This window comes from Mesorhizobium sp. WSM3859 (assembly GCF_002295065.1).
In the GTDB taxonomy this organism is placed as follows: domain Bacteria; phylum Pseudomonadota; class Alphaproteobacteria; order Rhizobiales; family Rhizobiaceae; genus Mesorhizobium.
Genome location: NZ_NSGG01000011.1, coordinates 25,745 through 40,121, shown reverse-complemented (window position 1 = coordinate 40,121; position 14,377 = coordinate 25,745). Strand labels below are relative to the sequence as shown.

General features: G+C 63.7%; 12 protein-coding genes. 9 read left to right on the top strand and 3 right to left on the bottom strand.

The genetic code is table 11. From position 1 onward, the window contains the following. Positions 1 to 16 precede the first annotated feature (16 nt). The gene (locus CK230_RS21860; RefSeq protein WP_095819223.1) at positions 17 to 1,474 is read left to right on the top strand and encodes an NAD-dependent succinate-semialdehyde dehydrogenase; all 1,458 of its coding nucleotides are present in this window, start codon (positions 17 to 19) and stop codon (positions 1,472 to 1,474) included. 107 nt (positions 1,475 to 1,581) lie between these two features. On the opposite strand, the gene CK230_RS21855 is transcribed toward CK230_RS21860, so the two are convergent. Together CK230_RS21855 and CK230_RS21850 are read right to left on the bottom strand one after the other, a co-directional pair. Then, a complete protein-coding gene (locus CK230_RS21855) occupies positions 1,582 to 2,856 on the bottom strand; it encodes an FAD-binding oxidoreductase (RefSeq protein WP_095819222.1) in 1,275 nt (424 codons plus the stop codon). Between the two features lie 16 nt (positions 2,857 to 2,872). Beyond that, on the bottom strand, positions 2,873 to 3,541 hold the full coding sequence (locus tag CK230_RS21850) for a haloacid dehalogenase type II (protein WP_095819221.1): 669 nt from the start codon (positions 3,539 to 3,541) through the stop codon (positions 2,873 to 2,875). A gap of 320 nt (positions 3,542 to 3,861) precedes the next feature. Here CK230_RS21850 and CK230_RS21845 point away from each other — a divergent pair, with 320 nt between their 5' ends. The 7 genes from CK230_RS21845 to CK230_RS21815 all read left to right on the top strand — a co-directional run bounded on the left by CK230_RS21845 (position 3,862) and on the right by CK230_RS21815 (position 12,263). Continuing rightward, positions 3,862 to 4,701, top strand: a complete 840-nt coding sequence (locus CK230_RS21845) for a GNAT family N-acetyltransferase (protein WP_095819220.1) — start codon at positions 3,862 to 3,864, stop codon at positions 4,699 to 4,701. Between the two features lie 14 nt (positions 4,702 to 4,715). Then, positions 4,716 to 6,092, top strand: a complete 1,377-nt coding sequence (locus tag CK230_RS21840; protein WP_095819219.1) for an aspartate aminotransferase family protein — start codon at positions 4,716 to 4,718, stop codon at positions 6,090 to 6,092. Between the two features lie 237 nt (positions 6,093 to 6,329). Then, a complete protein-coding gene (locus CK230_RS21835; RefSeq protein WP_095819218.1) occupies positions 6,330 to 7,052 on the top strand; it encodes an HAD-IA family hydrolase in 723 nt (240 codons plus the stop codon). A gap of 63 nt (positions 7,053 to 7,115) precedes the next feature. Further along, the gene (locus tag CK230_RS21830) at positions 7,116 to 8,726 is read left to right on the top strand and encodes an ABC transporter substrate-binding protein (protein WP_095819217.1); all 1,611 of its coding nucleotides are present in this window, start codon (positions 7,116 to 7,118) and stop codon (positions 8,724 to 8,726) included. An 86-nt stretch (positions 8,727 to 8,812) separates the two neighbouring features. Beyond that, positions 8,813 to 9,763, top strand: a complete 951-nt coding sequence (locus tag CK230_RS21825; RefSeq protein WP_095819216.1) for an ABC transporter permease — start codon at positions 8,813 to 8,815, stop codon at positions 9,761 to 9,763. 2 nt (positions 9,764 to 9,765) lie between these two features. Further along, positions 9,766 to 10,611, top strand: a complete 846-nt coding sequence (locus tag CK230_RS21820; protein WP_095819215.1) for an ABC transporter permease — start codon at positions 9,766 to 9,768, stop codon at positions 10,609 to 10,611. After that, the gene (locus CK230_RS21815; protein WP_095819214.1) at positions 10,608 to 12,263 is read left to right on the top strand and encodes an ABC transporter ATP-binding protein; all 1,656 of its coding nucleotides are present in this window, start codon (positions 10,608 to 10,610) and stop codon (positions 12,261 to 12,263) included. Before CK230_RS21820 ends, CK230_RS21815 begins: the two co-directional genes overlap by 4 nt. Positions 12,264 to 12,331: 68 nt before the next feature. Here CK230_RS21815 and CK230_RS21810 read toward each other — a convergent pair whose 3' ends face one another. Beyond that, a complete protein-coding gene (locus CK230_RS21810; protein WP_095819213.1) occupies positions 12,332 to 12,808 on the bottom strand; it encodes an Lrp/AsnC family transcriptional regulator in 477 nt (158 codons plus the stop codon). A gap of 224 nt (positions 12,809 to 13,032) precedes the next feature. On the opposite strand from CK230_RS21810, the gene CK230_RS21805 reads away from it, so the two are divergent. Further along, positions 13,033 to 14,358 carry an FAD-binding oxidoreductase gene (locus tag CK230_RS21805; protein WP_095819368.1) on the top strand — a complete coding sequence of 442 codons (1,326 nt, stop codon included), beginning with the start codon at positions 13,033 to 13,035 and terminating at the stop codon, positions 14,356 to 14,358. Positions 14,359 to 14,377: the final 19 nt, after the last annotated feature.

Here is a 14,377-nt window from a genome sequence, read left to right as displayed (position 1 = left end):
TGCAAGATCGTTTCCGATGAAAACCCCGAAGGACAAAAGCCTCTTCCGCGAAGCCGGCCTGATCGGCGGTGAATGGGTTGCTGCCGGCTCCGGCAAGACGGTCGACGTCATCGACCCGGCGACCCAGGCCACGATCGGCACAGTGCCCGACATGGCCAATGCGGAGACCCGCGCTGCCATCGATGCCGCGGCCTCCGCCTATCGGGACTGGAGGAAGAAGACCAATGCCGAGCGCGCGGCGCTGCTGGAAGCCTGGCATGGTCTGATGCTTGCGAATCTGGACGATCTGGCACTGATCCTGACCACAGAACAGGGCAAGCCGCTGGACGAGGCCAAGGGCGAGATACGCTACGGCGCGTCCTTCGTCAAATGGTTCGCGGAGGAAGCACGCCGCATCAACGGCCACACCATCCCCTCGCCCACGCAGGACCGCCGCATCATCGTGCTGAAGGAACCGGTCGGCGTCTGCGGCATCATCACGCCATGGAATTTTCCGAACGCCATGATCACCCGCAAGGTCGCGCCGGCATTGGCCGCCGGCTGCACGGTGGTGATCAAACCGTCCGAGTTCACGCCCTATTCGGCGCTGGCGCTCGGCGTGCTCGCCGAGCGGGCCGGCATCCCGGCCGGCGTCATCAACATCGTCACCGGCATGCCGACCGACATCGGCAACGAGATCATGGCCAACGAGACCGTTCGCAAGATCTCCTTCACCGGCTCGACGCGCGTCGGCTCGCTGCTGATGCGCGGCGCGGCCGACGGCGTGAAGCGTCTCAGCCTCGAGCTTGGCGGCAACGCCCCCTTCATCGTCTTCGACGACGCCGATCTCGATCTCGCTGTCGAGGGCGCGCTCGTCTCAAAATTCCGCAATGGCGGTCAGACCTGCGTGTGCGCCAACCGCATCCTCGTCCAGGCCGGTGTCCATGACGCCTTCGCCGCGAAGCTCAGCGCCCGCGTCAACGCCATGACGGTAGGGCCCGGCACGCAGCCTGGCGTCGCCATCGGGCCGATGATCAACATGGCGGCGGTCGAAAAGATCAACCGCCATGTCGAGGACGCGCTCGCCAAGGGTGCGAAGATCATCACCGAGAAGCCGGCTTTGCCCGAAGGTCAGCAATATGTCGCGCCGCTGGTGCTGGCCGGCGCCACGAAGGAAATGCAGCTCGCCGGCGAAGAGACTTTCGGTCCGATCGCGCCGCTCTTTCGTTTCGAGACCGAAGAGGAGGCGATCGCGCTGGCCAACGGTACGCCCTACGGGCTTGCCTCCTACTTCTACACGGAGAATTTGAAACGCGCCTGGCGCGTCGGCGAGGCGCTGGAGTTCGGCATGGTGGGCTTGAACACCGGCTCGGTCTCGATGGAGGTAGCCCCCTTCGGCGGCGTCAAGCAGTCCGGCCTCGGCCGTGAGGGCGCGCAGGCCGGCATCGAGGAATATCTCGAGATGAAGAGCTTCCACATGGGAATAGGGCAGTAAGGCAATAGGGCGGTAGGGAAGACGGCACCTACTGCCCTACTGCCCTACTGCCCTACTGCCCTACTGCCCTACTGCCCTACTGCCCTACTGCCCTACTGCCCTACTGCCTAACTCACCCGGTCGAGCGCCTTGTAGTAGAGGCCGACCATCGGCAGGAACCACGGCTTGCCCGAGTAGCCCGGGATGGAAGGCCACTCGAGCCCCTTCAGCGGATTGCGGTCCTCGCGGCCGAGCATCGCATCGGCCAAAATCATGCCGAGATGGGTGGAAAGCTGCGCGCCATGGCCGGAATAGCCCATCGCGTACCAGACCCCCTCATAGTAGCCGGCGCGCGGGAAGCGGTCCTTGGTCATGTCGACGAGACCGCCCCAGCAATAGTCGATCTCGACCTTGGCGAGCTGCGGAAAAATCGCCGCGAGGCTCGCCCGCAATATCTGCCCGCTTTTGGCATCCGAGCGCTGGTCCGACGTCGCCGAGAAGCGCGCGCGGCCGCCGAATATCAGACGCTTGTCGGGTGCGAGCCGGAAGTAGTTGCCGATGTTCATCGAGGTCACACAGGTCCGGTTGCCCGGCATGGTGGCAGTGATCTCGGCGTCGCTCAGCGGCCGCGTGGCGATGATGAAGCTGCCGACCGAGATGAGCCTGCGGCGGAAGTAATCGAAATTCGGCGTCGTGTAGGCACCCGTCGCCACCAGCACATTGTCGGCGCTGATCTTACCGCGGGACGTTGTCAGCTCATGCCTGGCGCCGGCCTGCTTGCGGTTCGTCACCCGGGTGTTCTCATGGATAACCGCGCCGTGGCGGGCGGCGGCCGTGGCAAGGCCGGTCACATAGCGGCCCATATGCATCATGGCGCTCTTCTTCGACAGCATCGCGCCATGGAAGGGCGAGCCGATCTCGGATTTGAGATCGGCGGCCGACAGCAGCGCCGTATCGGGATCGACCTCGGCTTGGACCGCTTCGAAGTTGCGCGCGATCGCCTCGAAATGCTGCGGCTTGCAGGCGAGCTTCAGCTTGCCGGCGCGGCGGAAATTGCAGTCGATGCCTTCCTCGGCGATCAGCGCCTCGATGGTGTCGACGGAATCGTCCAGCGCCCGGTAGAGCGCAATCGCGCGTTCCTTGCCGAGTTCCGCCTTGGCCGACAGGTAGCTGTGGGCGAGACCATTGTTAAGATGCCCCCCATTGCGCCCGGACGCCCCCCAGCCGACCCGCTCCGCTTCCAGCACCACCACCTTGGCGCCGGCTTTCGCCAGTTGGCGCGCGGCGGCGAGACCGGTGAAGCCGCCGCCGACGATGGCGGCATCATAGTGCCCCTCGACCGGGCCTTGCGCCCCGCCGGAAAAGACCGGGGCGGTGTCGTGCCAGTAGGAGATCAGCTTCATCGGCAATCCGCCTGCTTTAGAGACCGACCACGCCCGGGAGACCGGAAATATTGGCGATCTCAGTGTAACCGTAATAGGGGTTGGCCGGCTCGTGGCCGCGGTTGACCCAGACCTTGTTCTTGATGCCGAGATCATGCGCCGACATCAGGTCGTAACGGAACGAAGACGAGCAGTGAAGGATGTCTTCCGGTCCACAGCCCAGCATGTCGAGCATATACTCAAAGGCTTTGAAGCGCGGTTTGTAGGCCTGTGCCTGCTCGGCCGTGTAGACGGCATGGAACGGGGCGCCGAGCTTTTCGACATTGGACATGATCTGTGCGTTCATGGCGTTGGAGAGGATCACCAGCGGGATTTCCTTGGCGACCTTGGCAAGCCCTGCCGGAACGTCGGCATGCGGTCCCCAGGTCGGGACACGCTCATAGACCATTTTGGCGTCATCAGCGCTGAAGACAACGCCGTTGCGCTTGCAAGCGCGCTCCAGTGCGTTGTGTACGACGTCGGCATAAGGCTTCCAGTCGCCCAGGATCTCGTCCAGCCGATAGGCCGCGAAGTTCTTGATGAACTCCTGCATGCGCGGCTCGTCAAGCCGGCTGCCATAGAGGTCGCGCGCCGCTTCCGCCATCTGGAAAAAGGTCAACGTGCCGTAGCAGTCGAAGGTAATGTATTTGGGCCTGAAAGAAGCCATGTCTGTCGATCTCCGGTGGAAGCGCACCCGCTCTGGGATTTACGTCATCATATGCGGGCAGGCGACGAGCCACTTGACCGAAATCGGCTCTCCGAAAGCAGAAAGTTCCGTATCCGCCGTCAGGTTTGGCACGCTGTAGCATCCTGCCTGTCGACAAAGCCCGCCATTGCGCGACGGGTGAAGCGACCACCGAGGATGCTGCCAGCAGAAGATGCGGCGCGCGCCCCCCGCAAAGGCGAAAGATGTCGCAGAGACCGAAACCTTCAGACGATCTGCGGCGCGCCGATGGCCGAGACTTGGGCGAGACGGAAGGATGCCTCATGCAACAGGGCGAGATCGAACTCCGGGATTTCGGGCCGGACCATATCGAGGGCGCGGTGGCGCTTTCGCGCCAGGAGAACTGGCCGCATCGCGCGCAGGACTGGCAGATGGCGCTGCAGCTTTCGAGCGGCGCGGTCGCGCTCGACTACCAGGGCCGGGTCACCGGAACCATACTGGTGACGCCCTATGGTGCGGACTGCGCCATGATCAACATGGTGATCGTCGACCGGAACGCGCGCGGCATGGGGCTCGGGCGTCGGCTTATGGAACAGGCCTTCGCTCTTGCGGAAGATCGGCCCCTGCGGCTCGTCGCGACGGCGGAGGGCATGCCGCTCTATCAGAAACTGGGCTTCGCGCCCTCGGGCACCATCCTGCAACATCAGGGCAGCGTCGCTCAGCTTGGCGCGCCGGACGGCGTGGAAGCGGCAAGCGCCGATGAGCTGCCGGAGATCAAGAGGCTGGACCGCGACGCCTATGGCGCCGACCGCGAAGCCTTGATCGACGCGCTGGCCGAGCGCGGCCAATTCGCCATCATCCGCCGCAATGGCGCGTTTGAGGCCTACGCGGCGATCCGCCCGTTCGGACGCGGCGAGGTGATCGGCCCGATCATCGCGGGCAGCGTAGAGGAAGCCAAAGCACTGATCGGGTTCTTTGCCGCGTCGCGCCCAGGCGCCTTCCTGCGCGTCGACACCGACAGCCGGACCGGCATAGCCGGCTGGCTCACGGAAATCGGCCTCGGCCATGTCGGCGGCGGCGTGGCCATGGATCGCCCATCTCGGACGGCTGCGGCACAGGCCCGGCCAAAAGTTTATGCCCTCGCCAACCAGGCGCTCGGCTAGTTCGGAGAAAAACAATGCTCGCCAATTCGCTGATCGAACTCGACCGCGCCCATCTCGTACATCCGGTCTCCTCCTATCGCGGTCACGAGGCACTTGGCGTGCGCGTGCTGAAGTCGGCGAAGGGCGCAACTGTCACCGACGCGTCCGGCAAGCAGTTGGTCGACGGATTCGCCGGGCTTTGGTGCGTCAATGCCGGCTATGGCCATGACAGCATCGTCGAGGCGGCTGCCCGGCAAATGCGCGAGCTTCCTTACGCCACCGCCTATTTCGATCTCGGCTCGGAGCCGGCCATCCGGCTCGCTTCGGAACTGGCTGACCGCGCACCGGGCGACCTCAACCACGTCTATTTCACGCTTGGCGGATCAGACGCGGTCGACAGCACCATCCGCTTCATCCGCTACTACTGGAATGCAAAGGGCGAGCCGCAGCGCGACCAGTTCATTTCGATCGAGCAGGGCTATCACGGATCGTCGGTGGTCGGTGCCGGCCTGACGGCCCTGCCCGCCTTCCACGCCGGCTTCGGCATTCCCTTCGAATGGCAGCACAAGATCCCGTCGCCCTATCCGTATCGTAACCCGGTCGGGGAGGACGGCACCGCGATCATCGCCGCATCGCTCGCCGCGCTGAAGGCCAAGATCGAGGCGATCGGAGCGGAGCGGGTCGCCGCCTTCTATGCCGAGCCGATCCAGGGCTCGGGCGGCGTCATCGTACCGCCAAAGGGTTGGATCAAGGCGATACGCGATATCTGCCGTGAATACGGCATCCTGTTCATCGCCGACGAGGTGATCACCGGCTTCGGCCGCACAGGACCGCTGTTCGCCTGCACGGAAGAGGACATCGTTCCCGATTTCATGACGACCGCCAAGGGCCTGACTTCGGGCTATGTGCCGATGGGCGCGGTGCTCATGGCCGACCATGTCTACCAGGTCATCGCCGATGGCGCGGGCAACGCTGCGGTCGGCCACGGCTACACCTATTCCGCTCATCCGGTCAGCGCCGCCGTCGCGCTCGAGGTGCTGAAGCTTTACGAAGACGGCGGCCTCCTGGAAAACGGTATCAAGGCCGGCGCCCGGCTAATGGCAGGATTGGACGGGCTGAGGGACCATCCGCTTGTCGGTGATGTGCGCGGCCGCGGCATGCTTGCGGCGGTCGAGCTGGTGACTGACAAGCAGAAGAAGACGCCGCTTCCCGCTTCGGCGATGCCGGCGCGGCGGGTCTTCGACAGGGCCTGGGATAACGGTCTTATCATCCGTGCCTTTGCGCATGGCGTTCTCGGCTACGCGCCGCCGCTCTGCTGCACCGATGGCGATATCGATGCGATCGTCGAGCGCACGCGTCTCACTCTCGACCAGACGCTGGCGGATCCCGATGTCCGTAAGGCGCTCGCATGAACAACTGCGGATTTTTCGCGTCGCGAAATATCGCCGGGGCGGACGATTTCGCAATTTTGTGCCGAAGCCCCGCGCCTTTTCGGCGAATCCAGCGCGGGGGAAGTGCCAGACTGCTCTTAAGACAAGGCCACAAAGCCCGGAATTATCGGGCTTTGAAAAGGCCGACGCCCCGGACAGCACGGAATTTTGTTCTGTTCAGCATGATGCAATTCGGCCGCGCGCAGAGGAGAGCCAGATTTGGCCAGGGGCTTTAGCGAATTCAAATACATGACCTTCGATGTGGTCGGCACGCTGATCGACTTCGAAGGCGGCATCACGACCTGCCTGGCAGGCATTGCCATCGAGGCCGGCATCGCCATCGATGGCGAGCAGGCGCTGGCGCTCTATCGGCAGGCCCGTTACATGCCTGGCGTGGGGTTGTTTCCGGACGATCTCGTGCGCGTCTACATGATCATCGCCCCATGGCTCGGCCTGCCGGCCGAGGAGAAATACGGTGTCCGCCTGCGCGATTCAGCCAGCGTTTGGAAAGGCTTTCCCGACAGCGCAGCGGCCTTGGCCGATCTCGCGAAATCCCACAAGCTGATCGCCATGACCAATGCACGGCGCTGGGCGCTCGACCATTTCGAGAAGCAGCTCGGATCGCCCTTCTTCGCCACCTTCACCGCCGACGACACCGGTACGGAAAAACCCGACCCGGCCTTCCTCCAAAAGGTTTTCGATTTCGTAGCGGGTCGGGGGGACAGCAAGGACGACATCCTGCATGTCGCGCAAAGCCAATACCACGACATCGGCATCTCCAGGGCGCTCGGCATGACCAATTGCTGGATCGAGCGCCGGCACGCCCAGAAGGGCTATGGCGGCACGATCGAGCCCGAGCGCTTCACCGTGCCGGACTATCACTTCAACTCGATGGCCGCGCTTGCGACGGCCGTGCGCGAAAGCCTGAAGGAGCGAACCTGAACCCAAGCCCGGAAAGCCGCAGCAAGACGAGCATACCGACCAATCAACAGAAAGGGGAATGATATGACCGACAAGATCACCAACTGGACCAGCGCAGACGATGCCATGGTCGAAAACGCCATCCGGCGTGGCGCGAGCCGCCGCGAGCTTCTCAAGATGCTGCTGGCCGGCGGCGCCGCGATTGCCGCGGGCGGCGTAGTGCTTGGCCGTGCGACACAGGCCGTTGCCGCGACGCCGGTCTCGGGCGGAACCTTCAAGGCGGCCGGCTGGTCGTCCTCGACCGCCGACACGCTCGATCCCGCGAAGGCGTCGCTCTCTACCGACTATGTGCGCTGCTGCTCGCTCTACAACCGCCTGACCTTCCTCGACAAGGATGGCAAGACGCAGATGGAGCTGGCCGAGAGCTTCGACAGCAAGGACGCCAAGACCTGGACCGTGAAGCTGCGCAAGGGCGTCACCTTCCACGACGGGAAGGACCTCACCGCCGACGACGTCGTCTTCTCGCTGAAGCGTCATCTCGATAAAGCGGTCGGCTCCAAGGTGGCCAAGATCGCCGCACAGATGACCGGCTTCAAGGCGGTAGACAAGTCGACCGTGGAAATCGAGCTTGCCGACCCGAATGCAGACCTGCCGACCATACTGGCGCTGCATCATTTCATGATCGTCCAGGACGGCACGACTGATTTCTCAAAAGGCAACGGCACCGGCGCCTTCGTGCTCGAGACCTTCGAGCCTGGCGTGCGTTCGGTGGTCACCAAGAACAAGAACTACTGGAAATCGGGCAAGCCCTATCTCGACTCCTTCGAGTTCATCGCCATCAGCGACGACAGCGCGCGGGTCAATGCGCTGCTTTCCGGCGACATCAATTTCGCGGCCTCGATCAACCCGCGTGCGATGAAGCTCATCAGCGGCCAGCAGGGCTTTGAACTCTCCAAGACGACCGCGGGCAACTACACCGACCTCAACATCCGGCTCGACATGGATCCGGGCAAGAAGGCCGATTTCGTCGCCGGCATGAAATATCTCGTCAACCGCGAGCAGATCGTCAAATCGGCCCTGCGTGGCCTCGGCGAAATCGGCAACGACCAGCCCGTCTCGCCGGCGAACATCTTCCACAACGCCGACCTCAAGCCGAAGGCGTTCGACCCCGACAAGGCGAAGTTCCACTTCCAGAAGTCAGGCCTGCTCGGCCAGTCCATCCCTGTGATCGCCTCCGAAGCCGCCACCTCGTCGATCGACATGGCAGTGATCATCCAGGCCGCGGGCGCCGACATCGGCATGAAGCTCGACGTACAGCGCGTTCCGTCCGACGGCTACTGGGACAATTACTGGCTGAAGGCGCCGATCCATTTCGGCAACATCAATCCGCGCCCGACGCCGGACATCCTGTTCTCCCTCCTCTACGCTTCCAACGCGCCCTGGAACGAGAGCCAGTACAAGTCCGAGAAGTTCGACAAGCTGCTGGTCGAGGCGCGCGGATCGCTCGACCAGGCCAAACGCAAGGAGATCTACGGCCAGATGCAGACCATGGTGTCCGAAGAGGCCGGCACCATCATCCCGGCCTATATTTCCAACGTCGATGCCCTCTCCAGCAAGGTGAAGGGTTTGGAAGCCAACCCGCTCGGTGGCATGATGGGCTACGCAATGGCGGAATATCTCTGGCTCGAAGCCTGAGAGGCGCCCGCCGGGGCCGGTCGGCCGGCCCCGGCACTGCATTGCGCAGGATTGTTTGACCGAACGCAACAGCAGGGAGCGCTTCTATGAAATCTGGGGTTCTCAACCTCGTGGTCAAGCGGCTGGGGATCGCGGTCGTCACGCTTCTGATCGTGTTGTTCGCCGTGTTTTTCGCCACCAGCATGCTGCCGGGCGATACCGCGTCGATCCTTCTCGGCCAGGCGGCGACTCCTGAAGCTGTCGCCGGCCTGCGCGAAGCCATGCATCTCAACGACCCGGCGATCCTGCGCTTCCTGCGCTGGCTTTTCGGGCTGCTCCATGGCGACCTCGGCACTTCCTATGCCAACGACATGCCCGTCGCGGCGCTGATCGGCGGGCGCCTGGTCAACACGATGAAGCTCGCCGGCGTCACTACGCTCATCTCGGTGCCGCTGGCGCTGACGCTCGGCATCTACGCCGCGATGCTGCGCGGTTCCCTCTATGACCGCGCCGTCACCGTACTTTCCATCGGCGTCATCTCCGTGCCGGAGTTCATGGTCGCGACGCTCGCGGTGCTGCTCTTCGCCGTCTATCTCAAATGGCTGCCGGCGCTGTCCTCGGTCAACGAGGCGCATTCGCTGACCGACTTGGTGCGCATATACGCGATGCCCGTTATCACGCTCACCTTCGTCATCTCCGCCCAGATGATCCGCATGACCCGCGCCGCGGTAATCGAGACGCTGTCCACGCCCTATGTCGAGATGGCGCTCCTCAAAGGCGCGTCGCGCAGCCGCATGGTCCTGCGGCACGCGCTTCCCAACGCGCTCGGACCGATCGTCAACGCGGTCGCGCTGTCTTTGTCCTATCTGGTCGGCGGCGTCATCATAGTCGAGACGATCTTCAACTATCCCGGCATCGCCAAGCTGATGGTCGATGCAGTCGCCACCCGCGACCTGCCGCTGATCCAAAGCTGCGCGATGATCTTCTGCCTGGGATATCTCCTCCTCATCACGGCCGCCGATATCGTCGCCATCATGTCCAACCCGAGGCTGAGATAACGATGGCGCGCGCAGTAGCCTCCCGACGCTCCTTCCTGGGCCACAGTTATAACCTTGTCGGCGTCGTGGCTTCGCTGGTCATCCTGGCGTGGACACTGGTCGCGATCTTCGCGCCCTACATCATTCCGCATCCGATCGGCGACATCGTCGACGACGATTATTTCGGCCCGATGCGCCAGGGGCTATGGCTTGGCTCGGACTATCTTGGGCGCGATATGCTCTCGCGCGTTCTGATGGGCGCACGCTACACTGTCGGCATATCGCTCGCCGCCGTTTCCATAGCCTGCTTTTCGGGTGTCGTGCTCGGCATGCTCGCGGCCGTGACCGGCGGCTGGTTCGACACCTGCCTCAGCCGCTTCCTCGACGCGATGAACTCCATCCCAAGCAAGCTGTTCGGCCTCGTGGTCGTCGCTGCGGTCGGCTCGTCGATCCCTGTGCTGATCCTGACGCTCGCGGTGATTTACATCCCCGGCGCCTACCGCTTCGCTCGGGCGCTCGCAGTCAACATCAACACTATGGATTTCATGACCGTCGCCCGTGTCCGTGGCGAAAGCACGGCCTATCTCATCGGGTCCGAAATCCTGCCCAACATCATTCGCCCGGTGCTCGCCGACTTCGGCCTGCGTTTCGTCTTCATCGTGCTCCTGCTCTCAGGCCTGTCCTTCCTCGGGCTCGGCTTGCAGCCGCCTTTGGCCGACTGGGGCGCGCTGGTGCGTGAGAACATTGGCGGCCTGCCCTTCGCGGCCCCAGCGGTCGTCGTGCCCTCGTTGGCGATCGCCAGCCTCACCATCAGCGTCAACCTGCTGATCGACAACCTGCCGCAGAAGATCAGGGACCGTGACACATGACCAATCTCGTCGAGGTCAGGAACCTAATGATCAAGGCGACGACCGACGCCGGACGTGTCGTCGAAATCATCAAGGGCGTCAGCCTCGATATCGCCGATGGCGAGATCATCGCGCTGATCGGCGAGAGCGGCTCCGGCAAGACGACAGTGGCGCTCTCGCTCATGGGCCACGCGCGGCCCGGATGCCAGATCACCGGCGGCGAGATCAACGTCAACGGCAAGAACATGGCGGCGCTCTCCGAGAAGGAAAGGGCAAAGCTGCGCGGGACCGACATCGCCTATGTGCCGCAAAGTGCGGCCGCATCGTTCAATCCCGCGTCCACCATCATGGAGCAGGTGATCGAGGTCACGCGCATCCACAGGCTGATGCCGCCCGAGCAGGCCCGCAAACGGGCGGTCGAGTTGTTCAGGTCCTTGTCGCTGCCGGACCCGGAACGGATCGGCGGCCGCTATCCGCACCAGGTTTCGGGCGGACAATTGCAGCGGCTTGCGGCGGCCATGGGGCTCATCGGCGATCCCAAGCTGGTCATCTTCGACGAGCCGACGACGGCTCTCGACGTGACGACGCAGATCGACGTGCTGAAGGCCTTCAAGTCGGTGATGCGGGCGGGCGGGATTGCGGGTGTCTATGTGTCCCACGACCTCGCCGTCGTCGCCCAGATTGCCGATCGCATCGTGGTGCTGAAGGGCGGCGAAGTTCAGGAGACCGGCACTACGGCTGAACTCCTTTCAGCCGCCAAGCACCCTTACACACGCGAGCTGCTGGCCGCCTTCGAACCGAAGCGGCGGCAAGCGCACGCAGATGCGGAACCCGCAACCAACCAGCTGCTGCGCATCGACAATGTGACGGCCGGCTACGGGGCGGTACGGGACAACGGACTGCCGCTGATCCGCGCCGTCGATTCCGTCAGCCTGATCGTAGAGAAGGGCCGCAACCTCGGTGTCATCGGCGAATCCGGCTGCGGAAAGTCGACGCTGGCGCGCGTCATCGCCGGCATCCATCCGGCGGCGGCCGGCGACATCGTCTTCGACGGCAAGCCACTGCGGCGGGCTGCCGGGAAACGCAGCCAGGATCAATTGCGCGAGATGCAGATCGTGTTCCAATACGCCGATACCGCGCTCAATCCGGCCAAGCCCGTCGAAGACATCATTGCGCGCCCTTTGGCCTTCTACCACGGGCTCGACAAGCGGAAGCGCTCCAAGCGCGTCGATGAACTGCTCGACATGGTGCGCCTGCCGAAGGCGCTGCGCTATCGCCATCCCTCGGAGCTCTCGGGCGGTCAGAAACAGCGCGTGAATTTTGCACGCGCTCTCGCCGCCAACCCCAAACTTATCATCTGCGACGAAATAACCTCGGCGCTCGACACGGTGGTGGCGTCCGCCGTGATCGAGCTGCTCAAGGAGCTGCAGCGCGAGCTGGGTCTGTCTTACATCTTCATCAGCCACGACCTCTCCGTCGTCGAGGCCATCTGCGACGAGATCATGGTCATGTATAATGGCCAACGGGTGGAGCAGATCACGCCCGACAAGGTCAACGCGGCCACCCACCCCTATTCCAAGCTTCTGTTCTCTTCAGTGCCGAAGCTCGACCCGACCTGGCTGGACGGCCTCGTCCGCGATCCGGAGCTCGTCAGCCAGTACGGCCACCGGTAGAGCAAAGTCCGCAGCGGTCTTCCGTCCGCAATTGCGTGAGGACAAACAGTCAGAGGGCCAACGGGCTCTCACATCGGGAACAGGCTGGGCAGCGGCATGTGCGCCTTGACGATGGGCGACTTCAACACGACGAAGCTGAAATACTTGTCGATGCCGATATCCATGTCGGTCAGCCGCTCCATGATCGACTGATACTCGCCGATTCCGGCGGTGACGAATTTCATCAGATAGTCGTAGCCGCCCGAGACGAGGTGGCATTCGATGACCTGATCGATCTTTTCCACGACGGCGAGGAAGCGTGCGAAGTCGACCTGGCGATGGTTCTTCAAGGTGATCTCGGTGAACACGGTCAGCGTCTGGCCGAGCTTGCCGATATTGACCTGCGCCGAATAACCCTCGATGTAGCCCTCGGACTGCAGCTTCTTGACCCGCATCAGGCACGGGCTCGGCGACAGATGCACCAGCTCGGCCAGTTCGACATTTGTGATGCGGCCGTTCTTCTGCAGTTCGTGCAGAATCTTGATGTCGATCCGATCCAGTTTCATGAGCTGTCTCCGAGGAAGAGTGCTACAGCACAAAATGCTGCCATGCAGGTGACCGCCGAGACTACCACAGCCCGCCGGCCTGTCCATCCGAGCCGACACCGCTTTGAAACGCAGGGACTCGCGATTTCAATGGGATTGTCGGAACAAAATTCTGCTTGTGCCTCAACTGCGGCAGCGGCTGCCTGCGCAACGCGATAAACTGGCGTTTCAAGGCAGAGAGGATCATGCGCGCGCCACTGCAGCAAATCGAGACATCCAGCGAACTGCCGCAATCCGCGGACGCGGTGGTCATTGGCGGCGGCATCGTCGGCGTCTTCGCGGCTTACTACCTGGCGCGGCGCGGCATGAAGGTCGCGCTTGTCGAAAAGGGGCGCATCGGCGCCGAGCAGTCCAGCAGGAACTGGGGGTGGTGCCGGCAGCAGAACCGCGATGCCCGCGAGCTGCCGATGGCAACCCACAGCCTCGATCTGTGGGATCGCTTTGCGACGGAGACCGGCGAGGACACCGGCTTCCGCCGCTGCGGCCTGCTCTATCTCAGCAATGACGAGGCGGAGCTGGCCGGCTGGGCGCGCTGGCGCGACTTCGCCAGAACCGCCGGCGTCACCACGCATATGCTCGATAGCGCCGCGGCCAGCGGGCAAGGCCGCGCCACCGGCCGGACCTGGAAGGGCGGCGTCTTCTCGCCGAGTGACGGCACCGCCGATCCATCGCGGGCGGCACCCGCGGTCGCCCGCGCCATCCTCAAGCTTGGCGGCAGCGTGCGCCAGAATTGCGCCGCGCGCGGCATCGAGACCGAAGGCGGGCGTTTGAGCGGCGTGGTCACGGAAAGCGGAATGATCCGCACGAAGATCGCGGTGATGGCCGGCGGCGCCTGGGCCTCTTCGTTTTGCAACCAGTTCGGCTTCCGCTTCCCGCAGGCGTCGGTCCGCTCCTCCATCCTGTCGGTCTCGCCCGGCGCGGAGCGCCTGCCGGATGCCCTGCACACGGCAAGGATTTCGGCGACGCGTCGCAGCGACGGTGGCTATACGCTCGCCATCAGCGGACGCGGACGCGTCGATGTGACGCCGCAACAGCTGCGCTTCTCCTCGCAGTTCGTGCCGATGTTCCTGAAGCGCTGGCGAAGCCTCGGACCTGGTGGCCTGCAGGGCGTGCGTTCGGGCCACGAGACGCTGAAACGCTGGCAGCTCGACCGGCCGACGCCGATGGAGCGCATGCGCATCCTCGATCCAGCTCCGGATCAATCGACGATCCGTTTGACGCATGCCCGCGCGCTCGAACTTCTGCCCGACCTCAGAAAGACCAGGATAAGTGCTGCCTGGGCCGGCTACATCGACAGCACGCCGGACGGCGTGCCGGCCATCGGCTCGATCCATTCCGTTCCAGGCTTTTTCCTGGCCGCCGGATTTTCCGGACATGGTTTCGGCATCGGACCCGGCGCCGGGCACCTCGTCGCAGATCTGGTGACCGGGGCGGAGCCGATCGTCGATCCGGCTTCCTATGATCCGCGGCGTTTCGACGCTTCGTCCTGGGGCAAGGTCGCCGACTTCTAGGGCTGGCCGTGACTTTGAG

Coding starts and splice junctions, on each gene's coding strand:
- CK230_RS21825 (WP_095819216.1), top strand. CDS start 8,813: ATGAAATCTGGGGTTCTCAACCTCGTGGTCAAGCGGCTGGGGATCGCG.
- CK230_RS21830 (WP_095819217.1), top strand. CDS start 7,116: ATGACCGACAAGATCACCAACTGGACCAGCGCAGACGATGCCATGGTC.
- CK230_RS21810 (WP_095819213.1), bottom strand. CDS start 12,808: ATGAAACTGGATCGGATCGACATCAAGATTCTGCACGAACTGCAGAAG.
- CK230_RS21850 (WP_095819221.1), bottom strand. CDS start 3,541: ATGGCTTCTTTCAGGCCCAAATACATTACCTTCGACTGCTACGGCACG.
- CK230_RS21815 (WP_095819214.1), top strand. CDS start 10,608: ATGACCAATCTCGTCGAGGTCAGGAACCTAATGATCAAGGCGACGACC.
- CK230_RS21855 (WP_095819222.1), bottom strand. CDS start 2,856: ATGAAGCTGATCTCCTACTGGCACGACACCGCCCCGGTCTTTTCCGGC.
- CK230_RS21820 (WP_095819215.1), top strand. CDS start 9,766: ATGGCGCGCGCAGTAGCCTCCCGACGCTCCTTCCTGGGCCACAGTTAT.
- CK230_RS21805 (WP_095819368.1), top strand. CDS start 13,033: ATGCGCGCGCCACTGCAGCAAATCGAGACATCCAGCGAACTGCCGCAA.
- CK230_RS21845 (WP_095819220.1), top strand. CDS start 3,862: ATGCAACAGGGCGAGATCGAACTCCGGGATTTCGGGCCGGACCATATC.
- CK230_RS21860 (WP_095819223.1), top strand. CDS start 17: ATGAAAACCCCGAAGGACAAAAGCCTCTTCCGCGAAGCCGGCCTGATC.
- CK230_RS21840 (WP_095819219.1), top strand. CDS start 4,716: ATGCTCGCCAATTCGCTGATCGAACTCGACCGCGCCCATCTCGTACAT.